This is a genomic window from Clostridioides sp. ZZV14-6150 (assembly GCF_020657875.1).
Taxonomy (GTDB): domain Bacteria; phylum Bacillota; class Clostridia; order Peptostreptococcales; family Peptostreptococcaceae; genus Clostridioides.
Genome location: NZ_JAGWDA010000003.1, coordinates 202,962 through 228,936, shown reverse-complemented (window position 1 = coordinate 228,936; position 25,975 = coordinate 202,962). Strand labels below are relative to the sequence as shown.

Sequence of the window (25,975 nt, the reverse complement as noted above, 5' to 3'; positions counted from 1 at the left end):
AATTCCCCCTAATCTTTTTTGTATTTTGACCTAATACTTCTTATAACTAAGCATAGCCCTATTATAAAAGAAATAAAGAACCCTGCTATAGCAGTAAATTTTATCCATATATTATTTTCTATATTTGGTGATGCAATTATAAGTGAAGAACCTACTATAATCGATGCTAACACTAAACTCAGTGATATTTGAGACGTTAACTCTAGTATACAATTTTCTAATCTTATCATTTTAACATCTTCAATTTGCATTTTTATATTATTTCTTTCTACATTTCTTAAGATTGCTTTTAACTGTTTTGGAATAGTTTTTACATCAAGTAATATCTCTTCTACATTTTGTCTTGAGTTTAAAACTACATTCTTTGGATTGAATTTATTTTTATAATGATGCTTCATAAATTCTTTTCCCATAGAGCCAAGAGAAAAATCTGTATTTAAAGTTCTACTTGTACCCTCTAATGTTATAATAGTCTTTGCAAGTGTTACAAACTGTGCAGGCATAATTATCTTATACTGTCTAAAAAATCTAAACAATTCATTTAATATATCTGTCACATTTATCTTTTCTATAGAGATATCATAATAGTAATGTATTAGATACAGTAAATCCTGTCTAAGACCTTTAACATCAGCTTCTCCATTTAATGCATCCATTTCTATTAACAAGTATATTATTTTATCAACATTTTTTTCTACACCAGCTAATGCAATTTCATTTAATTGGTTCAAAGTTTTGTTATCAATAATTCCAATCATTCCAAAGTCTATATATGCTATCTTGTTTTTACCAACTATAAATATATTACCTGGATGTGGGTCTGCATGAAAAAAACCATGTGACAATACCTGTATAAAAAAAGACCTAACACCTATTTCAACAATAGTTTTTGTATTGTAGCCTAATTTTCTTATTTTTTCTACATCACTTAACTTTGTACCTTTAACTTTCTCCATTACTAAGATTCTCTTACTGTTATATTCTGAATATACTTTTGGTATATATACTTCATCACTATTTTTAAATATCCTAGAAAATTTAGTTGCATTTATAGATTCAAAATTGTAGTCAAGTTCTCTCATTAATTGAGTTTGAAATTCTTCTATCATTTGTTCTAAATCTAAATTAAAGTCTTTTTTTAAGTCTTTTAATGTATGCGCAATAGTTCTAAGAATCTCCAAGTCAGATTTTATTATCTTCTCTATATTAGGTCTTTGAATTTTTACAATTACTTCTTCTCCTGTTTTAAGTATTCCTTCATAAACTTGACCAATTGAAGCTGCTGCTATTGGTTCTTCTTTAAATTCTGAGAATACTTCCTCTATGCTTAATCCTACTTCTTCTTTAAATATTTCAATGGCTATATTTGAATCAAACTTCTCTACATCATCTCTAAGCTTTGATATTTCATCAATTATATCTTGGTCTAACAAGTCTTTTCTTGTACTCAATATTTGACCTATTTTTACATATGTAGGTCCTAGTTCTTCTAAGACTCTTTTCATTCTCTCACCAGTTGTCATATTTTTTATTTCTTCTGGTGGGTCAAATAGTGGTATTTTATATGCTATGCCCTCTATATTTAATCTTTCTACAATAAAGCTAAAACCATACTTTATCAAAATATATCCAATTTCTCTATATCTCTTTAAATTCCTATAACTTATTCTCAAATTTTTTCACTCCTAGAATAGGTATACCCAAAAACTTACACCTTAATTTATCTATGCCTACGACATTATTTTACTAATTGATATACTAATATCTTATATCCTCTTTAATATTTAATTTTATCACATATACTAGTAATTTTATTAAATTTCTTTAACTCAGTTAATTTTTATTTTTGACATTTCATACCTATTCTAAACAACTGCTTTCTCAAAATTAAAATAAATTAGTGGTTGCCTCAAAACAAATTTAAGCATGTTTTGAAACAACCACTCTTTAATTATTATTTTTGATTCTGTGCTGCTTCTAAATACCATTGATATGACTCATCAATATATTTTTTATCTTCTTCAGTAAGTTCTCTAACTACTTTTCCAGGAGAACCCATTATTAAAACTCCTGGTGGAAACTTTTTATTAGATGTAATTAATGTACCTGCTCCTATTAAAGTGTATTCTCCTATTTCAGCATTATCTAGTATTATTGAACCCATTCCAATTAAAACATTGTCACTAATCTTGCAACCATGAACTATTGACCTATGTCCTACTGTCACATTATTCCCAATTACAGTATTTTCATCTCCATGTACTATTGAACAATCTTGTATATTAGTATTTTCTCCAATAGTTATTGGCCCTTCATCTCCTCTAACTACTGCATTGTACCATACACTTGAATCTTTACCGATTTTAACATTTCCAATTATATCTGCTGATTTTGCTACAAAGACACTTTCATCAATTAAAGGTTTATCTTCTAAATAATCTCTAATCATATATAAACAACTCCTCTAAGATATAAATTTAATTATTTGCTCCTTCTAACATTAATTTTGCTTGTATCATAATAGAACATTCTGTACGCTTTCTTTGCATTTCACAGCCCAACTCATATGGTTTTGATATATCATTGTTGAAATTTATTGCATTGGCATGACATCCACCTGAACAATAGAACTTATTCCAACATTTTTTACACTCTTCCTTAGTATATACATGAGCTTCTCTAAATGTATTTTTTAACTTTTCTGGAAGTACAATTTCTTTATCCAATATATTTGCCATTTTAAATTCTTCATTTCCAACAAATTGATGACATGGGTATATGTCTCCACTTGGTGTTACAGAAAGATACTCATTTCCAGCACCACATCCAGTTATTCTCTTTATTACACATGGTCCTTGATTTAAATCTATCATAAAATGGAAAAATTTAAATCCATCTCCTTGTAATTGTCTATCTGCATACTCTACAGCAAATTTCTCATATTCATCAAATATCTTTGGTAAATCTTCCTCCCTAAGTGCATATGGATTACTTTCATCTCCAACAACTGGCTCTACAGATGTTAATTTAAATCCTAAATCTGCAAAATGCATAACATCTTTAGAAAAATCTAAGTTATCTCTTGTAAATGTACCTCTTATATAATAATACTTATCTTTTGCTCTTCCTTCTACAAGTTTTTTAAATCTTGGCAATGTAATATCATAACTACCTTTGTCATTTAAAGTTGGTCTCATATTATCATTGACTTCTTTTCTTCCATCTAAACTTAAAACTACATTATGCATATTTTCATTTATATAATCTATAATTTCATCATTTAACAGCACACCATTTGTAGTTATTGTAAATCTTATATTTTTATTATAATCCTTTTCAATACTTTTTCCATACTCAACTAATTGCTTTACAACTTCAAAGTTCATTAGAGGCTCTCCACCAAAGAAATCTATCTCTAAGTTTTTTCTACTTCCTGAATTAGCAATCAAATAATCTATTGCTGCTTTACCAACTTCAAAACTCATAAGTTCTTTTTCTCCACCGAAATCCCCTTGAGCAGCAAAACAATACTTACATTTCAAATTACAATCATGGGCTACATTTAAACATAGTGCTTTTACTACAGGCTCTCTATGTACAAAACTTGGATGATATTGATATGTATCTTCTGTATATAAAAGACCTTCTTTTTCTAAATTTAATATTTCTTCATATGCTTCATTTATTTTTTCTTCTTGATATTTAGATTTTAATATATCTAGCACTTCTTCTTTACTTTTGTCTTTATAAAAATCTAATAAATCGTATGCAACATCATCTAATACATGAACAGCTCCTCCATTCACATCTAAAACGATATTATATCCATTCATAGAAAATTTATGTATTATACTCATAACCTACCTCCTAAACTACTATCTATACTAAAGTTTTTTACTGTTTTAATTAAACTTTACCCTTCATTATATCATACAGTTTGCTTAAAATACATACAATACAAAAATGACTTACTACTAGTAAGTCATTTCAATGGATACACTATATCCCCCTAAATTAGCACACTTATACATTACAAAATAAAGTATATTATGTGCTCATAAAATAAAATATTTGTTCATAATTGCTTGTTTTATATTTATTAAAGTATAACAATTTCTTTTTTATAATAATTATATGTAAGTAATTTACTTGTTTTATATTTATTAAAGCATAATATTTTTTTATAATGATTTCATATGAATAATTGCTTGTTTTTAATTTATCTTTTTTAAATTCTTAATTTCTTTTGGTACCTTAGGTTGATGTATAATCCATGGACAAGTGCTATTTGCTGACAAAATTGCAGTACTCAGTGCTAATGAACTAGCACACTTCATAATTTTCACAATAAACTTTTTCATAATTTAATTCTCCCTCATACACATTTTACTTATACTTTTTTTAGATTTTAATTTACCTAATACTAGCATTATACAAATCCAAAACATTGCAAAAGCACTATATATAAAGTAATCCATAAACACATTTAATGAAAAACTTGAAACTGTCATTAACAAGACTACTGTAGATATAGATATAGCAATTTTTTTATAAGTTAACTTTTCTACCTCACTTATAGGATTACTTTTATGCTCTACTGGACACATAATACAAATTCCAATCCAACTAATACTAGCAATAATCATAATAATATTTTTAAATAAATCTACATTTAGATTTTCTATAATAAATATTGTAGATAAAATTATAAAAACAAAGGTTAATAGACATCTAAAATAGTTATTTGCATGATACCCTCCAGAAAATTGTCTTATTGGACAGTAACATATTAAAAAAAATAATATATATGTAAATTTCCCAAATAAAAAACCTAAGAGTAGTATGGTCGTTATATTAACTATAAAAGCAATTAATATTTCAAATCCATAAGAATACACCCTAGATTCATTGCTATCTATCATATTTTTATAAATTAAAACAGATGTCATTTTATCAGCATATCTCTTAAACATTATTACCTCCAGAAAAAAATTTTACATATATAGAATAGCGTCTTTTTTGAGAAAATTCAATATATTTTTCAAAACTAGTTATTGAAATTGTAAAACTGGTCAAAAAAAGACCTATATAATCATTTTGTTATTTTTTATATAATAAAAAAGTTATAATAAAAGAGTTTTATTAAGCTTTATATGCATAAAAGCACATAACTTATAGCGTATAAGTTGTGTGCTTTTATTTTTATTATAAATCTTTAATTTTATATTTATTTTTATGATATATCTTAGCTTTGCTTTTACTTTCATAATATATATGTTTAACTTTGTTTTTGCTTTACATATTGGAGTGCTTTTCTATTCTGTTTTACTGCCTCTAAACAAACTTTTTCTGTTTGATTTTCTACATATTCCAAAGCTCTGTAATTCTGTTTTACTGCTTCTAAGCATAGCTTTTCTGTTTGATTTTTAACATATTTCAGCATTCTATAGTCTTGTCTTACTGCTCTTAAACAAACATCCTCTGTTTGTTCTTTTACATATTTAAGTGCCTCAAAACTTTGATTTACTGCTTCCAAGCAAACTTTTTCTGTTTGCTCTTTTACATATTGTATAGCACTGTAATTTTCTTTTACTGCCTCTATACACATTAATTCTGTTTGCTCTTCTATATATTTAAGAATATTTCCATTTTGCTTTACTGCCTCTACACATATTTTTTCTGTTAGTACCTTTATATAGCTCAATATCTCTTTTATTTCAAAGTCTTTAAATGAGCCCCTTATAGCTTCTATACATATTTCTTCGGTCTGTTTCTTTACATATTGTAATACTTTTCCATTCTGTCTTACTGCCTCTAAGCAAATGTCCTCTGTCTGCTCTTTTACATATTGTAGTGATCTTCCATCATTTCTTACTGCCTCTAAACAGATTTCTTCTGTCTGCTTATTTACATATTGAAGAGCCATATAACTTCGTCTTACTGCTTCTATACATATTTTTTCTGTCTGTTCATTTACATAATACAAGGCAAAATCATTTTGCTTTACTGCTTCTATACATATTTCTTCTGTCTGTTCTTCTACACAAGGCAATGCACTATAGTTTTCCTTTACTGCTTCTAAACATATACTATCATTTTGTTCCTTAACATAAGCTAAAGACTTTCCATCTTTTTTTACTGCTTCTAAGCATATTGTTGGAGTTTGCTCTTTTATATCCTTTAATATTTCTGCCACATCATTTTTTGATGCCCTTTCTATTAATTCTAAGCATACTTCTTCTGTCTGCTCTTCTACAAATCTAAAAACTTCCATAACATCATGAGTTGATGCACTTCTTATAGCCTCAATTAATATATTTTCTGTCTTGTCATTTATGTAATATAAGGCTCTGTAATTCTGTTTTACTGCTTCTATACATATAGCTTCGGTTTGATTTGTTATGTATTTGAGAGCTTTATAAGTCTGTTTTACTGCCTCCATACATACCCTATCAGTCTTATCTTTTACAAATTCTATTATTGTACCATCTTGCCTTACTGCTAGTAAACACATTTCTTCAGTTTGATTTTCTATGTCTTTTAATTCTCTATAGTCATATTTCACTCTGCTTAAGTCATTTAAATGCACATTATTATCTTCTTCTGAATTATCCTCATTAATTTCTATATCATCCTCAAATTCTTCATCATCTAAATAGTCATCTTTTTCTGGCAAAAACATAGATTTAATTTTATTTTTTATATCCATAAAATTAACCTCCTTTAATACGATTTTATCATTAAAGTAAAGCATTTTTAAGTATTTATTTAATTAATTTTATATTAAGTTCTTTTAAAAGTCCATTCATTGTCGATAGATTCTATTTTATATTAATAATTTAATTATAAACATGCGGGGTAATAAAGTTAATAGTGGACATTTTCCATCCCATTAGTATACACTATTTATATTTAATACTCATTTATAGTTATTTTTTTCAATTTTTTCATCATTTACTATATCATATTCATTTAATTTATGATATTATTTAAATATAATATAAGTTTTATAAAGTATATTAAATATATTATAAGATGGAGGTCGAGTAATTTTGAAAGGAAACATAGTACAATATAATTTTGCAGATATAGAGGAAGAAGTATATTCATTGGATTATGCTATAGCATGGAATACAGACGAGGAAAACGTAAACATTATACCATTTACAAATAAATTCTGTAAAGAATCTATAGAATCTTTTTGTTTAGGTAAAATTGACAACTTTGTTGAAATATTAAATGAAGGCTTTGTTGAAAATCATCATTATGTACATTTAGATAAGATGGTAAGTGTTCCTAAGAAAAAAATTAATTTAGTATATCAACAAGACACATATGGTTCTCTTTTAAGAGATAGCAATAGTAATCTTATTCCTGTAAAAATAACTTCAGAACAATCTAAGTCTATATCAAATAAGGTTGATTTATTTTGTGCTGGTGAAGAAAAATGTTTAATTAATATATTACTAAAGGCTGACCCATCATATGTTTTGGATGTAGATAGCATAAAAGATAAGGACATCTTAAATTTAGGTTATAAATCTATTGATAGATACAAAGAATACAACTTTGATGATGATAAGATTTTAATATTTTTTATCAATAAAAAGCGTTATTCTGTAATTATGAAAAAAACAAATAATTCTAGTGGAGATTTAGCTACTAGAAACAATCTTATTAAGGAGTTATTTGCTAATAAAGCAGGAAATATCAACTAATCTTAGAATTTTAATGTGCTACTTTTTAATTAAATAATAATATACAAAGTGGGAGTAGAAAAATCTACTCCCACTTATTTATAATAAACAAATAAATCCATAAATCTATTGAGTGATTATAATTTTTAGATTGTACTAGCTTACATTTTTAAATTTACATTTTAAAATTTAAGGTGCACTTTCTATTCTAAACTTTAATCTCTACATCAATATCATCAACTGTAACAACTTACAATTAAATCTTTAATAATCAAACCTTAGACCATATATATTAAAACTCAAATTAAATTTAGGATTTATTTGGATATCACATTAAAATTATACATTCATATTCAATATCTTAAGTTCTTAATTTATTTTACCCTTAATTCTATTATTAAATACTTTTAATTATTTTTCAATACAATATCAAATTTTAACATTAATAATTTTAAGTTTAAATTTATTTCGTAAATCCAGATACTTTCCACACTCCACCATCATTTATAACATCAATATTAATGTCAGAAAAACCTAATTTTCCACCAGCCTTTTCTACCCCATCATTAGCAAATATTACATTATAACTTTTTTTATCTTTTTCTTCTTCTTCTCCTAAATCCATTTTTTCTATATATACAATTGTATCGCTATTAATATAATCTGGTAAATTCATTTCAAATCTAGTATCATTAAAAAGTTTACGATTATCCAAATTAATAAATAAAGTACTTATCTGACTTTCTACATCCATAGTTGCTAACAACTCATTTGTATTATTTTCTTCCATAGCCTTAAGATGCATTCTTATTAAATCTTCATTACTCATTTTTGATATATCCTTATATAGAGAATTAGTTTTATCTATACAGTTATCAACTATCCACACATTTAAATCTTCTTTTTTTACTTCTTTAAAAGTATGTCTTTTTAAACTAATAGCCTTTCCTTCATGTCTGCCTGAATCAATGTATGCTCCTACAATCCTTCCATCATGTCTTATTACAATTCCTCTAGCATCTAATAAAGGTTCAAATGAGTCTGGTAATGGTTCAATTAAGCTATATATCTCAGCAGTAATGTCATTTGAATTTAAATTAGAAAAATCTAATCCTATATCTTTAGACAGTTCCATATTATAAGCCCAATATATTTTCTCTGTTGTATTTTCTGATGAATATTTAAAATTGTTGGGAAGTGTTTTTCTTTGAGACGATATAAGAAAACTTGGTGTCCAACTATACTTTTTAAAAAGTTCATTCACATCATTAGGAACTTTTGTATTTTGAGGTTTAAATTCATCAAGAGAGTTTATTAACCTGAAAAAATCATATGGTAAGTTAAATTTCTCATTATTGTATTTAATCTCTCCAAAATTATGTAGATTATCATATGAGTAGTTTATAATTTTTTGCTCATTATTGCTATTATAAAAACTTATCTTTTGATTCTTTACAGCTACCCCACTCATATCTCTATCCTCAAAATCAGTTACCTTACTCATAAAACTTAATATCTCATTTATTAATTTTTCATCTGTAACTACAATTGGTTCATAGTTTTTTTCAGCCTCTCTATTAAACTTATGATAAATTTCTATTCTCTTTGTATCTTTCAAATCTGAATATATTTTGTTGTACTGCTTATTATCTATTAAGCTACGTTCTGTACTTAAAAATAATATTACAAAAGCTAAGACAGGTAAAATTATGATAAATAGTTTTGTTTTTGTAATTTTCAAATTGTATACCTCCATTAAATATATACTCTTTAAACCATTCACCCTTAATATATATTACCATATTTCAAGAGTACATCCACATAACATTAATACATATTCAGGTGCAATTACCTAAAAAATAAGTCTACAAAAAACACAAACTATAATTAAGGTATTATAAATTTTAATTTATAATAATAAAAAAGCCATAGCGTATAAAATAAACTATGGCTTTTCTTTACTTATTGAGTTATTCATATTATTTATAACATATCTACATGGATATTTTATATAATATAAGTTTGTAAATTACATATTATATATTTTATAAATTACATGTTAAAAGTTGTTTCAATATATCTTTTTATTTCTTCAGCAGTACCCATATTAAGTACTTCATCAGCTAATTTTTTCATATCGGCTTCTTTAACTGAAGTTATTAATTTTCTAGCAGGAAGTATTGATATTGGAGACATAGAAAACTCGTCTAATCCCATACCTAAAAGTATTGGTATCATTTTTTGGTCTCCAGCAGATTCTCCACACATACCTGCCCACTTACCTTCTTTATGTGCATTATCTATAACTGTCTTTATAAGTCTTAAAACAGCTGGATTAAATTGATTGTAAAGATAGCTTATCTTTTGGTTCATTCTATCAACTGCACAAGTATATTGGATTAAATCATTAGTTCCTATTGAGAAGAAATCTACATGTTTAGCAAGTACATCAGATATTACAGCAGCAGATGGTACTTCTATCATCATACCGATTTCTACATCTTTAGCATAAGCTATACCTTCAGAATCAAGTTCTGCTAACACTTCTTTTACAACTTCTTTAGCTTGTAATAATTCTTCTAAAGATGAAATCATAGGGAACATTATTCTCAATCTTCCATGAACACTTGCTCTATATAACGCTCTTAATTGAGTCTTAAATATATCTGTTCTATCTAAACAAAGTCTTATTGCTCTGTAACCTAAAAATGGATTCATTTCAGGTTCCATAGTCAAGTAACTTAACTCTTTATCTCCACCTATATCTAATGTTCTTATAACTATAGGTTTACCTTCCATTCCTTCTAATACAGCTTTGTAAGCTTCATATTGTATTTCCTCAGTTGGGAAAGAATCTCTATCCATATATAAAAATTCTGTTCTATAAAGACCAACACCTTCAGCATCATTCTTTATTAGACCTTCTATATCATTAGGAGTTCCTATGTTACCAGCTAATTCCACATGCTTCCCATCAAGAGTTACTGATTGCTTTCCTTTTAATAATTGTAATGCTTTTCTTTCTTCTTCATATTTAGCTTTTAACTCAGTATATTTGTTTATAGTATCTTCATCTGGATTAACGATTACTTCACCAGTATCTCCATTGAAAACTACAAAATCTCCATCTTTAACGTTTGAAGTTATATCACTTAGTCCAACGATTGCAGCGATTTCTAAAGTTCTAGACATTATAGCTGTATGAGAAGTTCTTCCACCTATATCAGTTAAAAATCCTAAAACCATTTTTTTGTTCATAGTTGCTGTATCTGATGGAGTTAAATCATGTGCTATTAATACTACTTCTTCACTTAAAGCAGATAAATCAACAACTTTGATTCCTAATATATGTCTAAGTATTCTATTTGTAACGTCTTTTATGTCTGCTACTCTTTCTTTCATGTATTCATTGTCCATAGACTCAAACATGCTAACAAACATTTCTTTTATTTCATTTAAAGCATATTCTGCATTTACATTTTCAGTTTTGATTTTATCAATTGCAGAACCAATTAATTCTGGGTCTTCTAAAACTAATAAATGTGCTTCAAATATTTCTGCTTCTTCTTCTCCTAATTCTTGAGAAGCCTTTTCCTTAACTTTTATTAATTCTTCTTTAGAAACTACAACTGCATTTTCTAATTTAGCAACTTCCGCTTCAACATTATCTATAGATTTTTTCTCAATTACTAATTCACTATGCTCAACTACTAACGCTTTCCCTAAAGCAATACCAGGAGAAGCTCCTATTCCTTTGTAAGCCATAACCCTACCTCCTAAAAATATCTTCTGTATTTTGATTACAAATTTATAATTAAAAATATCTTACTTATTTCATCATTTAAAATATTTGTATTTTCATACCCAATTAACAATAATCTTAATCTTCTGATTAAATAAACATGAAAGTAACAAAGAAACTAAATATTTACAAACTTTTGTCTGTATATTTTTAATGTTTCTCTGTTACTTTTACTCTAAGCAATGATTAGATTATAAATACCAAATTTTTAGAAACTATTATATCTACTCTCCAAATCCACTTTCAACTAATTCAACCATTGCTGCTAAAGCTACTGCTTCATCTTCTCCATTTACAACTAATTTTAATTCTTCTCCTTGAGCTAAACCTAAACTCATTATTCCCATGATTGATTTTGCATTTACAGTTTTGTCTTTTGCTACAACTTCTACTGTTGATTTAAACTCAGCAGCCTTCTTAACAAACATTCCTGCTGGTCTAGCATGTAATCCACTTGCATTTTTGATACTAACTACTTTTTCCATTTTTTAAATCCTCCTATAAACCTAACATTTTATATTTTTTAAAATTGTTTTCCTATTTTTTACTTTAATGGCACTTAGTGGTACTTTTTTGTCCTATGGTACTTTTTTGTTCCCACTAGTGCTACAAAAATATTATACTACTAATATACACTTTTTTCGAGTATAATTACAAATTTTTTTTTGTTTTTTATTTAACTTTGATTTTTTAAGTCTTTTATAATACAATTTGTCAATAATTTTGTGTTTTTGTTCTTTTTAATACTAATTTTAGGTCTAATTTCAAAATTTGATGCTAAATTCTTATTAGAATCAATATTTGTATTTACAACATCTATAACCTTGTTAAAATCATATAATTTTACCCTATTTATACTATTTTCTTCAAGTTTTTTCTCATATACACAGTAAAATAAATCTTTATATGAAAAATTTTTGGGTAAACCAAGTGTCTCACCAAGCTTTGGTATTACATTTTCCATAACAGTTCTAAGCGAAACATCTCTTTTTATATTCAATAAGTTACAAATACATTGTATTGTTTCATTACTCATTCTTCTAAATCTATCAAAACAATACTCTTCATCGTACTTATATTCTACATCAAAGTAATATTTAATACCATCGCATCTTTCATAAGCTTTCATAGTATCTAAATATCCTAATCGAATATTTTTTTCTACATTATCTCTATCTTTATTAAGAGAGCCACCTAAATATTCTGATGGTATTATGGTTTTTATATTTATATTCTGATGTTTGTTTAGGTTCATTTTTCCAAGAAAATCATCAATTAACCTAATTACAACAACATCTTCATATCCTTTATCTTCTAAAAGCCCTATTGGCATATTATCACAAAACATTCCATCCAAATACAATTTATCATCCATTACATTTGTTTGGAAAATAGGCAAACTAGAACTAGCAATTAAGTAGTCAACCAATCTCCCTTGTGGCATATCTTCTATATACAATGGATGAGGATTAATTTTTTTATCCCACCAAACCGTAACAAGTCCAAAGTCTTTTTTTGATTTTCTTATTATATCTTCATTTAATGTAGTTTCCATTAAGTGTCTTAATGGGCTTATATCTATACCTTCATTTTTTCTGGCTTTATTTATAAGTTCAAAAACTGCATTGATATTTTTCGTAGTGAAATCTACATTTTTAAATCTCTCATAGCTTTCTTTGTCAATATTCATAAAATGAGTATAATCATAGTTTAGCCAGATATCTTCCATTACCTCAATATCATTTTGAATTATATATGCTCCATTTAAAGCCCCAATTGATGTTCCTGTTACTCCTTGAAATTCTATACCAAGTTCTCTTAAAGCTTTATATGCGCCTATTTGATAAGCTCCTTTTGTTCCTCCACCTTCTAAAACTAATCCTTTCATATTATCACCTACTATTTAAAGCGTTCCTGATTTATATTCCTCAGCAAATATTAATTCAAAAAACTACTTTTAGTTATTGGAGAAAAATAAAATTGCACAAATTTATTTTTATTTTATCAAAAAAATATTCAAAAGTATATATTTTTAATATTTTTTATATGGTTAACTTTTTCTTTATAAATTTAGATAAATTATTAACATTCAACGTATTTTTTCATAGCCATATTTATTTATATACCCAAAGAATCTATTACTAATTTATCTATTTTTATCTGCAATTTTTCTACTTTTTCTTTATCTATTTTTTCATTTAATAAAATTGATATTATTTGTTTTGATAAATCCTCTATTTCTTCATAATTATTATCTCTAAAAATTCTTATCTTCATAACCTTATTAGGATAATAATCATATATATTTTTACTCATTTTTTTGGCTGTTATTTTAAAGTATTTATCATATACACTAGAATTTAAAATTCCAACTAAATATTCATATGAAAATTTATCTAAATACTCATCTTTTATGAAAAAAGAATATACATCTGCACTTGAAAAATTATTATCATAATCTATAGCAAATCTATTTTCTTTGGATTTATATGGATACATTATCTTTTTTCTTTCGAAAAAAAGCTTTTCTCTACCCCATTGAAGTTCATACCACTTTCTTATTCCACTTTTACATTCTCTTCTATTTTCTAATTTTGTCTTATATACTCCTATAATTTCATCAAGTATTTTCTTGTTTTTAACCTCATCATCTATATCATTTGAGTATATTAGCTTATATTCACTCTTCTCTACTACATACTTGTTTATATTTTTGCTTTTTATCCAATCTTTTAAAAGCTTCTCATCTACAAAATCTAATTTTGAATCCCCTTCACTTAAAATAAATGCTTTATCACATCCTGTAATTATACCTTGAAAGCTTACAGCTATATCTTCTAGGCTATATTTACCTTTTTCTTGTATTTTATTATAAAAAGATTCATTATCCTTATTTACAATTATCCATTCATCAGAAAGCAAGTTTTGATTTATATTAAAATATTCAAATTTACTACTGTTTAAAAGTTCTTCTAGTGTTTTAAATTTATTTATAGATACATCTTCATTCTTTATTCTAAATATATCTATAGGTGTATCATTCAATTTTTTTTTATTAAAAGTAAGAATGCAACTAGAAACACCTATGTTTTTAAATATATTTGCACCCAAAAAATCTACTATTTCTTTAATATTAACATTTGACTTAATATAATCTCTCAAATCTTTTCCCGATAAACTTTCTAAGAAATACCTTGGAGTTATAACACTTCCTGTTCCTCCACATTTTAAGATATCTATAATCTTTTTATAAAAACAAAAATATAAGTCAGCTTTATCTTTATAAACCTCACTGTATTTTTCTAAAAGAAATTTTTTATATTTTTTTTCAAGTTTTTTATGTCCAATATACGGAGGATTACCGACTATGTAATCAAACTTATATCGCCAGTTTTTCTTTAGACTATCACAACAAAATAGGTTGATTTTAATATCATCATATTTTAAATCAGTTCTTGTCTTTTTGTTTTTTAAGCTATCTTTTAGTATATTTATAGCATTTTCATCAATATCAGCACCATATATACAATGGTTTAATATATGATTGTGTATATTATCAATCTTCCAATAATTTTCATCGTATTTATTTTTTAATTCATAAATATTTTTTTCAAATAAGTCATATAAAATATCATATACTTCTAAAAGAAAGTTTCCACATCCACAAGATATGTCAAGAATTCTCGGATATGGATTTTTAATTATATCGTGATTTCTCAAGGTTTTTTTAACAATATAATCGACAATGATTTTAGGTGTATAGTATATTCCACCTGCTTTTTTAGTATCTACATCTAAACTATTCTCATACTCTTTAGATAATAGAAAGTTATCTTGAGATATATCATCCATAACTGAAAACCTCCAACTATTAGCTAAGCTAAAAATTTATTATTCTAATATCTGTCTTATAGATTTTCTTGATAAAAGTTTATAGATTTCTTTTTCTATCTCTAGTAATTCCTGATTTACCTTGCAACCTTTTAAACAATTACTACAATTAGATACATATCTAGTACATTTATTTATATATATTTTCCCATCTATTATTTCTACAATCGTTCTCAAACTTATTGTATCCAATGATACATTTAACATGTATTTCTTTCCATCTTCTTTATTAAAAGTAAGTAAGTTATTTGCACAAAGTTTTCTAAGTAGTTTATATAATGTTAATATTGGTATATCTTCATTTTTTAATATTGTTTTGACATCTATTGGATTGTTTTCTCCATTATTAAATATAGCTCTTACAATTCTTATTGCATAATCTACGTCTTCTGAAATCATTATTCCACCTCCTCAACTGCCATATATTCTTTCAAAAGACTCTCTTCTAAACTTATATTACTTCTTCCAGTAAGAAGTTCCTTGTAACTACATTCATCTATTGGTTTAGAAAATACATAACCTTGTATAAAATTACATCCCATACCATTTAAAACTTTAACTTGTTCCATATCCTCTACACCTTCACATATAACAGTTAAATTTAAATCATGCGAAAGATTAACAATGGCTTTTATCATAACCTTTGTTTTTGAGTTAGTCACTATATCTAATATAAGTGACCTATCAATTTTTATAACATCTACTGGTATCCCCTTAAGATTGACAAAATTTGAGTTACCTATACCAAAGTCATCCAATGATATATTCATACCTAAAGATTTAATTTCATAAAGTCTCTCACTAATAAACTTTACATCATTTAAAGCTGTTGTTTCTGTTATTTCTATTTCTACAAGTTTTCTAGGAACATTATATGTATCAAACATTGACTTAAAAAAATCTACTAAATCATTCTTATAAAGTTCTACTCTAGATAAATTTATTGAAACTGGTAAAACATTTATCCCTTCTGAAATCCACTTATCAATAGTAATAAAAACTTCTTCAATCACCCATCTACCAATATTATTTATCAAACCACTTTTCTCAGCTATAGGTATAAAATTATTTGGAGCAACCATACCTAAAGTTGGATGAATCCATCTTATTAATGCTTCTGAACCTATAATTTTATTTGTTCTTGAATCAAATTTAGGCTGGTAGTGAATTATGAACTCTTTGTTTTTAATAGCTAAAAATAAATCTTGTTCTATTTTCATAAGTGATTTTATTTCTTTTTCCATAGCATCATCAAATTCCACATATTCTATATGCTTTAATCCTTTTGATTTAATTCTTGCCATATCAGCATTGTCTATAGCTTTTTTTATGTCAATTTCATTACTATTAAATTTATAAATACCAATAGAAGCTTCAATATTTATATTCATTTTAAAACTATCTATCTGACTCAAGGTCACAATTTTATTTTTAATAAGGTTTACCAAATTATGAATCTTTTCATCTCTATCTTCAAGTTTTATTATTAATACAAAGACATCGCTTTTTAACTTTCCATAAATAGCTTCATTTCCAAAATAATTTTTTAAGTTGTTTGAGATATTGTCTAATACTTCATCCCCTAGCTTATAACCATATATATCATTTATAAGTTTAAGTCTACATAAATCAAAGCATGCTAACACACAATTTTCTCTCTTATTAGCAAATATATAGCTTTGAATATGTTCTAAAAAATTATCATTCTTAGTAATGTTTATAAGTTTATCTGAATTACTTGTGACATCTAAATTAATTTCATCTTCATATGTCTTAACCTTAAGGTATGAAATAAACATACTTATGCTAAATAAGATTAATAAAATCAAAATTTGACTCTTAATGTCTATTCCAATATGCCTTGTAAGTAAAACTATTCCTAAAATCCCAATTATAATAAAAACTATTTTATTTAACCAACAAATTTTCATTATATTTTTTTTATTCATATAAATTCCCCTATATTATTTTTTAAATTATTTTATGAGCAAACTTTTTCTATATTAATTATAAGGCACAATTGATAGTAAATCAATCTAACTTAAAATCACATATAAATAACTCTATTTCTACGATTTTATTTCTCTATTTTTTGCAAATACCAACTAATTTTGACAAAAAAACTATGAAATCAGACATATATAAAGTAGTCTGTAGTTTCATAGTTCTTAAATCTAAATAGTATTTTTAGTATGAAATTATACTTTTAATATAATTCACACCTTTGTATTTTTAATTTAATTTTTACATTCAGATAATAATTAAATTATTTATTTCCCTTAGAATCCAAATATGAAAGTATACCTTGAACAATTCCCTCTGTAAGTTGCTCTTGATATTTCTCATTTATTATTTTTTGCTCTTCTGAAGGCGTTGTTAAAAAACCACACTCTATTAATATAGCTGGCATATTTGATTCTCTAAGTACTTCAAAATTATTTTCAATTATTCCTCTATCCCTTACTTTAACATAAGATACTATTGTACTTTGAACTGTTTGTGCAAGTTCTTTTGAGCCATCTGTAGCTTTATTTCTATACCATGTTTCTATACCTGTTGCTGTATTTCCATTTTTTTCTGCATTTAAGTGTATAGAAACAAGTACATCCGCAGAGCTATTTTTTGCTAAGTTTACTCTATCCATTAATGATACATATGTATCATCAGTTCTAGATACAACTACTTGAATGTCCTTTTGCTTAGCTAATTTATTTGCTAATTTCTTTGAAATTTGTAAAGTGAGGTCTTTTTCATATCTGTTACTAGTTTTACTTTGAGTTCCTTTATCATTTCCTCCATGACCTGGATCTATAAATACAGTATATTTTTTGTTTTTATTTTCGTTTTCATCACCAAGGTCAAATTGTTCTGAGTCAACTTTTTGTTGTTGATTTGTTTTATTATTTTTATCCATCCCTTTGACCAAAGCTACTACACCTTGAGTAGCCTTAAATGCAATAAATAAAAATAACACTGTAAAGCAAATCAGTAGTACTAACTTTTTTTTATTTACTTTTCTTTTTTTTCTGTTCAGATGGCTGGTATTTTTAGATTTGTTTCTTGAATTATTGTTATTATTGCTTTTTGACATTTCTTCACCCTTCTTGGTATAGATTTTTACATTTTTTCATATTATTAGTGTTATTTTACCACCAAGAAGTTTTTTTTTCAATAATTTAAAATACTCTACAATCTAAAAACTGAAATTTCTTAATTATCCGCCTAGAGTGACATCTTGTGTATCATACCAACTAAAGGCATCTTTTATATCATCACCTTTGAAATCTGGCCAATAATTATCTATAACATAAAAGTCTGCATAAATTGATTGCACAGGCAGGAAACCGCTTAATCTACGTCTTCCACCCCATCTAATTATCAAGTCCAGTCTTGACACATCAAATGACTGTATGTAATCCTGTATGTTATTCTTATTTACATTTTCTACTCCTGATATATTATTTAAATCCCAATACCATCCATAATTTACCAGTAAGTTTGCTCTTATCTGTCCGTCTTTAGCTTGAATTCGATTTGTATATGGTAATAATTCTTCTGGGAACATTGGAGATTTTGTGTTTCCAACAACTAGTAAGGCTGCACCTTCTTCTATTAGTATATTTGCTGCATCAATACATGCTTTTGTAAACGCTTTAGTCTGAACTGATGGACGTCTTGTATTATCAGTTGTAAACCCATAAAAAGTTACTTCTTCACAACCTAAATCTCTACATAATCTATAAGATTCTAGTCCAGGATCTATTCCACTTTCATATCCTCTATCCTTTGTCATTCCATTTTGACTTGCCCATCTTCTATTTCCATCTGGTATAATTCCTACATGTTTTGGTACTCTCATTTCTAATCACCTCTTAATAGGTATTATTATCAAAATATTACATTATTAATCAAAACTGTAACATTAAATACATTTATTTTTATATAATTATGTAGTAAACTAAATTAAGATAGAGTTAAAAAACTTGGAGGTTTCTCATGAAAAAAATTTTAATGTTGTTTTTTTCAATAATCTTATCCTTTGGAATGGTTAGTTGTTCTTCAAGTAGCGATTATAAAAACGTTTCTACATCAAAAATTGAAAAAGCATTAAAGTCTTCTGATTTACTTATAAAAGAATCAAAAATTTTTGATGCAAAAGAATTTAATTATTTTAATGATGTGGAAGAAGACATTACACAAGGTTTTGTAATCAATTCTTCTGAAAAATTATATCTAGAAGATATCATTGTCATAAAAACTGATGATGTAAATAAAATCTATAAAACTCTAGAAAATTATAAAAAAGACATGATTCAAGCACCTTTTGGAGAAGGACATGGAGAAAAAAGCAATTCTGAAATAGCAAACAATACTATCGTTGAAAAAGCAGGTAAATATGTTTATTTGATTTCTGCTGAAAATGCATCTCAAATAGAGGAAAAGATATTAAGTATTATAAAAAAATAGATATTAGTTATCTAATATCTACCAAATATCAATGTAATTTTCATTTTAATAATATTGTTTAATGAAAATTACATTGATATTTCTTTATTTCAATTCCTTTAAAATAATCTTTTTCATTTAGACCCCCATCATAGATGGCTATCCAATTTTTATGACTTCTTTTATCTTATCTACAACACCATTTTCAGTATTTCTTTTTGCTCTGAATCTAGCAATTTCTTTCAAATACTCATTGGCATTCTCCATGGCATAGCTATGATAAGCACTCTTCATCATTTCTACATCATTCAATTGGTCACCAAATACCATAGTTTCTTCATATTTTATATCTAACATTCTTTGTACTTTTTTTATGGCACTTCCTTTATTTGCACCTTTTGCAGTTAAATCAAGCCACTCTACCCCAGAAATACATACTTGAGCTCTATCAGAAAACTGGTCAAAGTAGATACTATTGTTATGTTCTGCACCTTTGAAATCAAATATAGCTATCTTTAATATATCACCTTCTACTTTAGTCAAGTCATCTACAACTTTAAACTTTGCATAGTAAGTACTAACTTCTTCTATAAACGCTTCATCTTTGCTCTCTATATAGGCGTATTGTTTACCACTCATTACAATTTTTTTCCCTTTTATACTTCTTGTTGTCTCTATGATTTCATTTACTAACTCTTTATCCAAAGGATTTGATAATATTTCTTTTCCTTTATATACTACTAATGTTCCATTTTCTGAGATAAACATCATATCATCTTTTATATCTTCAAATTTTTTTATAAGATTTTGATACTGCCTGCCACTTGCAGCAGAAAACATTATCCCCCTCTCTCTTAATTTTTTAAATACTTTATAAAACTCTGGATTTATTTCGCTCTTTTCATCTAACAAAGTTCCATCTAAGTCTGTTGCTATTAATTTTATCATACATTTCCTCCCCCAAATTATATAATTTATAATTATTTTTTATTAATTTTTATCAGTTTAATTTTTCAATTCCTATTATACACCAAAAATTCTAAATTACAATTTACACCTTTTGTAAGATAATATAACTACATTCAGGAAAATATTTTTTTCAATATATACATCAACTTATAAAAATTTAAATCTTTATATAATTATATTCCAAGAAAATTAATAATAACTACACGCTTCCTTCTATAAAATATTATAAAAATAATTATATTATGACAATCTTATGCTAATTTATTGTGTTTTTTATTGCTTATGTAACAATTTTTTAATATAATTAACTATGTGTAATTAAAAAATTTAGAAAGTAGGGGATATTATTGTCAGGACTCAAAAAGTTCGTTATATTTCTAGCCCTTTTAGTCATAGCATTTCCTGTTAGTGTATACGGATATGTTTTTACTAAATTAAAAACTATCCAAGATGATAGTATAAATACAGAGGCTCTTAGCAGTAATGACTATAAAAATGAAGAAGATATTACAAATATATTATTATTAGGTACAGATGCAAGACCAGGTGAAGAAGTTTCTCGTTCTGATGCCATGATGATATTAACTATTGATAATAAAAATAAAAGTCTTAAATTAACTTCATTAAATAGAGATACGTATGTCAACATACCAGGACATGGAGAACAAAAATTAACACATGCTTATGTATATGGTCAAGCTAATTTATTAATAGAAACTATAGAAGAAAATTTCCAACTCGATATACAGAATTATGCTGTAGTTGACTTTTTTTCTTTTATGGATATAGTTGATGCTCTAGGAGGGGTTACTGTTACAGTTGATAAGAGTGAAATAAGAGAATTAAACAAATTTATACCTGAAACTTACAAATGGAATAAAAACTCTGACAAAGGCTCTCTTGAGTATATAAGAAGTTCAGGCGAGCAAAAACTAAATGGATATCAAACACTTGCATTTTCTCGTATAAGAAAAAATGATAGTACAGATGAGAGAGATAGAAGACAAAGAAGTGTTATACAAAGTTTAATAAATGGTGTTAAGGATTTACCAGTTACCAAATATCCTAATCTAGTTAATACTATACTTCCATATGTTAAAACTAATATGAGTCCTAATGAAATAATTTCTCTAGGAACAAAACTTTTAAGTATTGGAAACTTAGACTTAAAATCAATGGAATTCCCTCTTTCTACTGAAAATGGTAGAAAAATTGGTAGTGCAGGCTATGTAATTCCTTTTGAAGAATATGAATTAGATGCAATGCACGATTTCATATTTGAAGATATTATGGTTGAAGAGTAAAATATTTATTTAAAGTAATAAAAAATCATGTACAGAATTTGACAGTAAGTACATACCTTTCAAGAAGCAAATTATTTTGTAATTGACAGGTGTGTACTTATTTTTATTGTAAAAAATATACAAACCCTATTTTTCTTTAAAATTTTAATTAATTTTTTACATGATATACTACACATACTTTTAATTATATATAAATTGACAAATTTTCTTATAAATTATATCATTGTCTTTTTTTTGTAACTGAAACAAGTATTGAATATATCTCAATACTTTAATATAATTAAGTGTATGCTATTAAAAAATATACAGGAAAAAGAAGAAAGAAGGGGTACTTTTGTCAAAATTAAAGAAATTTGTTATACTACTGGCTTTCTTGGTAGTAATATTCCCTATAAGCGTCTATGGATATTTTTATTATAAATTATCTACTATTCATGACTCGAGCATAAATAGTGATTTATTAAATAATAATGACCATAAAAATGAAAATGGAATAACTAACATACTACTTATGGGAACAGATGCTAGACCAGATGAAGATTCTTCAAGGTCAGATGCTATGATGATATTAACTATTGATAACAAACATAATGATATCAAACTTACATCATTGGCTCGTGATAGCTATGTAGACATCCCTGGTCATGGTAAACAAAAACTTACTCATGCCTATGCTTATGGACAAGCTGATTTGTTAATACAAACAATTGAAGAGAACTTTAATGTTGATATTCAAAATTATGCTTGTGTTAATTTCGAATCATTTATGTATATAATTGATGCTATTGGTGGCGTTGAAGTTACAATTGAAAAAGGAGAAATAAGTGAATTAAATAAATTTATTCCTGAAACTTATGGTTGGAATAAAAGTGATGATAAAGGTAGCATACAATATATTAGGAAATCTGGAGTACAAACTTTAAATGGATATCAAGCATTATCTTTTGCACGTATCAGACATAATGATACTGCCTTTGCAAGAGATGGAAGACAAAGAGAGATTATACAAGCTATAATCAAGAAAACAGAAACTTTACCTGTTACTAAATATCCAAGTTTATTAGATGCTGTTCTTCCATATGTTAAAACTAATATGAAGCCTAATGCAATACTTTCTCTAGGAGCTCAAGTTTTAAAAATGGGCGACTTAAATATTAAACAATTTGAATTCCCTATTGATGATGAAATTCATAGTACAGGTGGTATATATGGAAAAGCTGGTTGGGTTCTTAGATTTGACCCAGATACTTTAGATATATTACACGATTTTATATTTAATGATATAGAATTTAAACAATAATAACAATAAAAAACATTTAACGCAAATATTATTATAGAATATAAGATTAAATATATAAAAAGAACTATATTACATAATTATTTTCAAGTTATTATCCATGCTTGATTATAAAATGTATATAGTTCTTTTTTTACTTTCTACTTTAATTTAATACTTTTTAATTTAACATTTTCCAATTTGATACTTTTATTTTAATTTGCCTTTATAGCATTTATAATATAGTATCTTTATTAAATTCTTACTATTGAACTAGGTTTAATAAACTGTTTAATGCAGTTTGATTTATTCCATCTCCAGCTTCATATACTAGGCTTGTCTTTTTAGGCTCTAGAGCAGTTTTCTGAGCAGATGTTACACTATTTCCAAGCATAACTACTGGTGATTTTAATTTTGCTGCTAAAGGTCCTGATGTTAATGCATCTACTAACTGATTACTCTTACTTACAAACATTGATGAATATTCAGCATTTGGATAGAATTTCTGTATTACTTTTCCATTTGTTTCTTCTCTATTTTCTCCAGCTATTCTATTTTTAGATACATCATTTGTAATAACTTTATCTAATTTATTTATTACTGAATCAGATATACTTAAATTACCACCTATAAAATATGCATCTTTTACATTTAAATCTGATACCCAATTATAGATTTCATCACTTACATTATCTTTTGATACTAATACGATTGGCTGTTTTTCTTCTCCTGCTTTTGAAGCTATAGAAAGAGAATCTGCTTCACCTGTACCACTTGTTATATATAGTTTGTCTACTGGATTAGTCTTTGCTAATTCTTTTGCTATTAAAAGAGATGTGCTATATCTATCTGAGCCACCCACTCTGTTTATTGATACATTTGATAATGTATCTTTTATCTCACTTTCAACTTTATCTCCAATAGAATTATTTCCTCCTATTAAGATAACTTTACTTGGATTAAGTCTTTTTATTTCATTTTTAGTAGATGTTGGTATATCACCCTTATTTACTAATAATATAGGTGCATCATTTGCAGTAGCAAGTGGAGTTGATGTTATACCATCGACTATAGAATATCCATTTACTAATACTACTGTATCTGAATTTGTAGCCCATCCTTTTTTACTTATTGCAACTGCTGTATCATATCTTTCAGCACCTCTTAATTTTTCCACCTTGACATTAGATGGTGGAGTCACTGGCTGTTCATTACTGTCAGAGTACAAGCTCTTTAAATCATTTTGTATAGATGTACTATTTGCTATATCTTTAGCTGAAAAATACATACTACCCTTTATTTCACTATATTTTCTATTTAATGTTACTTGCTTCACTATTTCTTTTGCTATGTTTTGCCCATTATAACTTGATTGCCCTTGTTTATATATACCTTGTCCTATGTATAAGTCTACATTTGTTCCTTTTACTTCATTTGCCCACCATGAAACTAATTTAGAGTAGTCTGCGGCTTTAAGACCAATTGGCCAGTAAAGTTGTGGAACTACATAATCAACTAATCCTTGTTTTATCCATGCTCTTGTATCTGCATATGTACCTACATAACTTTCATTACCTGATGTATCTGAACCTGTTGGGTCACTACTCTTGTTTCTCCATATTCCAGCTGGACTCACACCAAATACAACTTCAGGCTTTATACTCTTTATAGATGCCTTTACATCTCTAAGTAGAGTATTTACATTTTCTCTTCTCCAATTGTCTTTGTTTTGTCCTTGTCCATATTTTTGATATGTAGCAGTATCGTTGAAACTTACTCCTGGATAGAAATAATCATCAAAATGAACACCATCTATATCATAATTTTGAACTACCTCTGCTATACTATCAACTATGTACTTTCTAACTTCTGGTAAACCTGGGTCATAGTAATACTTATTTCCATGTTTAACTACCCAACTTGGATTTTTCTTTGCTGGATGGTTTGCTGGCAATTTATCTATGCTCTCATCTGCCATAGTTATTCTGTATGGATTAAACCATGCATGGAATTCCATTCCTCTTTTATGTGCTTCTTCTATTAAAAATGGTAATGGGTCATATCCAGGGTCTTTACCTTGAGTACCTGTAAGATATTCAGACCATGTGTTTATCTTTGATTTATATAAAGCATCTGATTTTGGTCTTACTTGAACCACTGCTGTGTTTATTCCTGCACTTTTTAATTTGTCTAATAAGTCTGTGTATTCCTTTTTTTGCTTGGCTTCATTATTTTTAGTCTTAGGCCAATCTAAGTTATAAACTGTAGATATCCAAGCAGCTCTCATTTCCTTATCATTTGACGAATCAGCAAATGAACTTACACTACACATTGTAAGTGTCATTACCAACGATAATAGTAATATACTTGTCTTTTTCATTTCATCCCCCTTAATTTCTTAAATTTATTTTTTTCTACAATATACTCCTTACTAAGTATATCTAAAGTTCATATTATCTGTCAAATATTGAATAATATAGTTAATATTTATATTTAATATTTAATTATAATATGAAATAATTTATTATAAAAAAAACAGCAAAGAAATTTATATTCTTTGCTGTTTTTATAACGTTCATCACTATTTTAA

General features: G+C 26.6%; 21 protein-coding genes. 4 read left to right on the top strand and 17 right to left on the bottom strand.

The window, feature by feature from the left end; genetic code table 11:
- Nucleotides 1-8: 8 nt before the first annotated feature.
- The 6 genes from KGF41_RS05800 to KGF41_RS05775 all read right to left on the bottom strand — a co-directional run bounded on the left by KGF41_RS05800 (nucleotide 9) and on the right by KGF41_RS05775 (nucleotide 6,709).
- Nucleotides 9-1,673: an ABC1 kinase family protein gene (locus KGF41_RS05800; RefSeq protein WP_227827521.1), complete on the bottom strand. Its 1,665-nt coding sequence runs from the start codon at nucleotides 1,671-1,673 to the stop codon at nucleotides 9-11.
- A gap of 281 nt (nucleotides 1,674-1,954) precedes the next feature.
- A complete protein-coding gene (locus KGF41_RS05795) occupies nucleotides 1,955-2,449 on the bottom strand; it encodes a gamma carbonic anhydrase family protein (protein ID WP_227824277.1) in 495 nt (164 codons plus the stop codon).
- A 28-nt stretch (nucleotides 2,450-2,477) separates the two neighbouring features.
- On the bottom strand, nucleotides 2,478-3,857 hold the full coding sequence (gene scfB, locus KGF41_RS05790; protein WP_227840120.1) for a thioether cross-link-forming SCIFF peptide maturase: 1,380 nt from the start codon (nucleotides 3,855-3,857) through the stop codon (nucleotides 2,478-2,480).
- A 357-nt stretch (nucleotides 3,858-4,214) separates the two neighbouring features.
- Nucleotides 4,215-4,361, bottom strand: a complete 147-nt coding sequence (locus tag KGF41_RS05785) for a cyclic lactone autoinducer peptide (RefSeq protein ID WP_227434483.1) — start codon at nucleotides 4,359-4,361, stop codon at nucleotides 4,215-4,217.
- Between the two features lie 3 nt (nucleotides 4,362-4,364).
- On the bottom strand, nucleotides 4,365-4,973 hold the full coding sequence (locus KGF41_RS05780) for an accessory gene regulator ArgB-like protein (protein ID WP_227827523.1): 609 nt from the start codon (nucleotides 4,971-4,973) through the stop codon (nucleotides 4,365-4,367).
- A gap of 305 nt (nucleotides 4,974-5,278) precedes the next feature.
- Complete coding sequence (locus tag KGF41_RS05775; protein ID WP_227842598.1) at nucleotides 5,279-6,709, bottom strand: DUF4116 domain-containing protein; 1,431 nt, start codon at nucleotides 6,707-6,709, stop codon at nucleotides 5,279-5,281.
- A gap of 343 nt (nucleotides 6,710-7,052) precedes the next feature.
- On the opposite strand from KGF41_RS05775, the gene KGF41_RS05770 reads away from it, so the two are divergent.
- Complete coding sequence (locus tag KGF41_RS05770) at nucleotides 7,053-7,718, top strand: hypothetical protein (protein ID WP_227856453.1); 666 nt, start codon at nucleotides 7,053-7,055, stop codon at nucleotides 7,716-7,718.
- A 442-nt stretch (nucleotides 7,719-8,160) separates the two neighbouring features.
- Here the strand turns inward: KGF41_RS05770 and KGF41_RS05765 are convergent, their stop codons facing one another.
- The 9 genes from KGF41_RS05765 to KGF41_RS05725 form a co-directional block, all read right to left on the bottom strand.
- Entirely contained in the window at nucleotides 8,161-9,438 is a 1,278-nt protein-coding gene (locus KGF41_RS05765; protein ID WP_227854616.1) for a DUF4830 domain-containing protein, read from the bottom strand.
- A gap of 311 nt (nucleotides 9,439-9,749) precedes the next feature.
- A complete protein-coding gene (ptsP, locus tag KGF41_RS05760; protein ID WP_227850202.1) occupies nucleotides 9,750-11,462 on the bottom strand; it encodes a phosphoenolpyruvate--protein phosphotransferase in 1,713 nt (570 codons plus the stop codon).
- Between the two features lie 261 nt (nucleotides 11,463-11,723).
- Nucleotides 11,724-11,984 (bottom strand): HPr family phosphocarrier protein, encoded by a 261-nt coding sequence (locus KGF41_RS05755; RefSeq protein WP_227827528.1) that lies wholly within the window; start codon nucleotides 11,982-11,984, stop codon nucleotides 11,724-11,726.
- Nucleotides 11,985-12,175: 191 nt separating this feature from the next.
- Nucleotides 12,176-13,387: a patatin-like phospholipase family protein gene (locus KGF41_RS05750; protein WP_227827529.1), complete on the bottom strand. Its 1,212-nt coding sequence runs from the start codon at nucleotides 13,385-13,387 to the stop codon at nucleotides 12,176-12,178.
- A 230-nt stretch (nucleotides 13,388-13,617) separates the two neighbouring features.
- Nucleotides 13,618-15,351 (bottom strand): Eco57I restriction-modification methylase domain-containing protein, encoded by a 1,734-nt coding sequence (locus KGF41_RS05745; protein ID WP_227827530.1) that lies wholly within the window; start codon nucleotides 15,349-15,351, stop codon nucleotides 13,618-13,620.
- Between the two features lie 39 nt (nucleotides 15,352-15,390).
- The gene (locus KGF41_RS05740; RefSeq protein WP_227434474.1) at nucleotides 15,391-15,789 is read right to left on the bottom strand and encodes an RrF2 family transcriptional regulator; all 399 of its coding nucleotides are present in this window, start codon (nucleotides 15,787-15,789) and stop codon (nucleotides 15,391-15,393) included.
- A complete protein-coding gene (locus KGF41_RS05735) occupies nucleotides 15,789-17,339 on the bottom strand; it encodes a GGDEF domain-containing phosphodiesterase (protein WP_227827532.1) in 1,551 nt (516 codons plus the stop codon). Before KGF41_RS05735 ends, KGF41_RS05740 begins: the two co-directional genes overlap by 1 nt.
- 317 nt (nucleotides 17,340-17,656) lie before the next feature.
- Nucleotides 17,657-18,481, bottom strand: coding sequence for an N-acetylmuramoyl-L-alanine amidase family protein (locus KGF41_RS05730; protein WP_227856452.1), 825 nt, complete (start codon nucleotides 18,479-18,481; stop codon nucleotides 17,657-17,659).
- A gap of 123 nt (nucleotides 18,482-18,604) precedes the next feature.
- Nucleotides 18,605-19,249: an undecaprenyl diphosphate synthase family protein gene (locus KGF41_RS05725; protein ID WP_227842595.1), complete on the bottom strand. Its 645-nt coding sequence runs from the start codon at nucleotides 19,247-19,249 to the stop codon at nucleotides 18,605-18,607.
- 137 nt (nucleotides 19,250-19,386) lie between these two features.
- On the opposite strand from KGF41_RS05725, the gene KGF41_RS05720 reads away from it, so the two are divergent.
- Nucleotides 19,387-19,857: a DUF4358 domain-containing protein gene (locus tag KGF41_RS05720; protein WP_227827535.1), complete on the top strand. Its 471-nt coding sequence runs from the start codon at nucleotides 19,387-19,389 to the stop codon at nucleotides 19,855-19,857.
- Between the two features lie 138 nt (nucleotides 19,858-19,995).
- Here the strand turns inward: KGF41_RS05720 and KGF41_RS05715 are convergent, their stop codons facing one another.
- Entirely contained in the window at nucleotides 19,996-20,784 is a 789-nt protein-coding gene (locus KGF41_RS05715) for an HAD family hydrolase (protein WP_227856451.1), read from the bottom strand.
- Nucleotides 20,785-21,152: 368 nt separating this feature from the next.
- On the opposite strand from KGF41_RS05715, the gene KGF41_RS05710 reads away from it, so the two are divergent.
- Together KGF41_RS05710 and KGF41_RS05705 are read left to right on the top strand one after the other, a co-directional pair.
- Nucleotides 21,153-22,109, top strand: coding sequence for an LCP family protein (locus KGF41_RS05710; protein WP_227842594.1), 957 nt, complete (start codon nucleotides 21,153-21,155; stop codon nucleotides 22,107-22,109).
- 334 nt (nucleotides 22,110-22,443) lie between these two features.
- Nucleotides 22,444-23,409, top strand: a complete 966-nt coding sequence (locus tag KGF41_RS05705; protein WP_227827538.1) for an LCP family protein — start codon at nucleotides 22,444-22,446, stop codon at nucleotides 23,407-23,409.
- 241 nt (nucleotides 23,410-23,650) lie between these two features.
- Here the strand turns inward: KGF41_RS05705 and KGF41_RS05700 are convergent, their stop codons facing one another.
- Nucleotides 23,651-25,765: a cell wall-binding glycosyl-hydrolase Cwp19 gene (locus tag KGF41_RS05700; protein WP_227842593.1), complete on the bottom strand. Its 2,115-nt coding sequence runs from the start codon at nucleotides 25,763-25,765 to the stop codon at nucleotides 23,651-23,653.
- Nucleotides 25,766-25,975 lie beyond the last annotated feature (210 nt).

Coding starts and splice junctions, on each gene's coding strand:
- KGF41_RS05795 (WP_227824277.1), bottom strand. CDS start 2,449: ATGATTAGAGATTATTTAGAAGATAAACCTTTAATTGATGAAAGTGTC.
- scfB (WP_227840120.1), bottom strand. CDS start 3,857: ATGAGTATAATACATAAATTTTCTATGAATGGATATAATATCGTTTTA.
- KGF41_RS05785 (WP_227434483.1), bottom strand. CDS start 4,361: ATGAAAAAGTTTATTGTGAAAATTATGAAGTGTGCTAGTTCATTAGCA.
- KGF41_RS05780 (WP_227827523.1), bottom strand. CDS start 4,973: ATGTTTAAGAGATATGCTGATAAAATGACATCTGTTTTAATTTATAAA.
- KGF41_RS05775 (WP_227842598.1), bottom strand. CDS start 6,709: ATGGATATAAAAAATAAAATTAAATCTATGTTTTTGCCAGAAAAAGAT.
- ptsP (WP_227850202.1), bottom strand. CDS start 11,462: ATGGCTTACAAAGGAATAGGAGCTTCTCCTGGTATTGCTTTAGGGAAA.
- KGF41_RS05755 (WP_227827528.1), bottom strand. CDS start 11,984: ATGGAAAAAGTAGTTAGTATCAAAAATGCAAGTGGATTACATGCTAGA.
- KGF41_RS05750 (WP_227827529.1), bottom strand. CDS start 13,387: ATGAAAGGATTAGTTTTAGAAGGTGGAGGAACAAAAGGAGCTTATCAA.
- KGF41_RS05745 (WP_227827530.1), bottom strand. CDS start 15,351: ATGGATGATATATCTCAAGATAACTTTCTATTATCTAAAGAGTATGAG.
- KGF41_RS05740 (WP_227434474.1), bottom strand. CDS start 15,789: ATGATTTCAGAAGACGTAGATTATGCAATAAGAATTGTAAGAGCTATA.
- KGF41_RS05735 (WP_227827532.1), bottom strand. CDS start 17,339: ATGAATAAAAAAAATATAATGAAAATTTGTTGGTTAAATAAAATAGTT.
- KGF41_RS05730 (WP_227856452.1), bottom strand. CDS start 18,481: ATGTCAAAAAGCAATAATAACAATAATTCAAGAAACAAATCTAAAAAT.
- KGF41_RS05725 (WP_227842595.1), bottom strand. CDS start 19,249: ATGAGAGTACCAAAACATGTAGGAATTATACCAGATGGAAATAGAAGA.
- KGF41_RS05720 (WP_227827535.1), top strand. CDS start 19,387: ATGAAAAAAATTTTAATGTTGTTTTTTTCAATAATCTTATCCTTTGGA.
- KGF41_RS05715 (WP_227856451.1), bottom strand. CDS start 20,784: ATGATAAAATTAATAGCAACAGACTTAGATGGAACTTTGTTAGATGAA.
- KGF41_RS05700 (WP_227842593.1), bottom strand. CDS start 25,765: ATGAAAAAGACAAGTATATTACTATTATCGTTGGTAATGACACTTACA.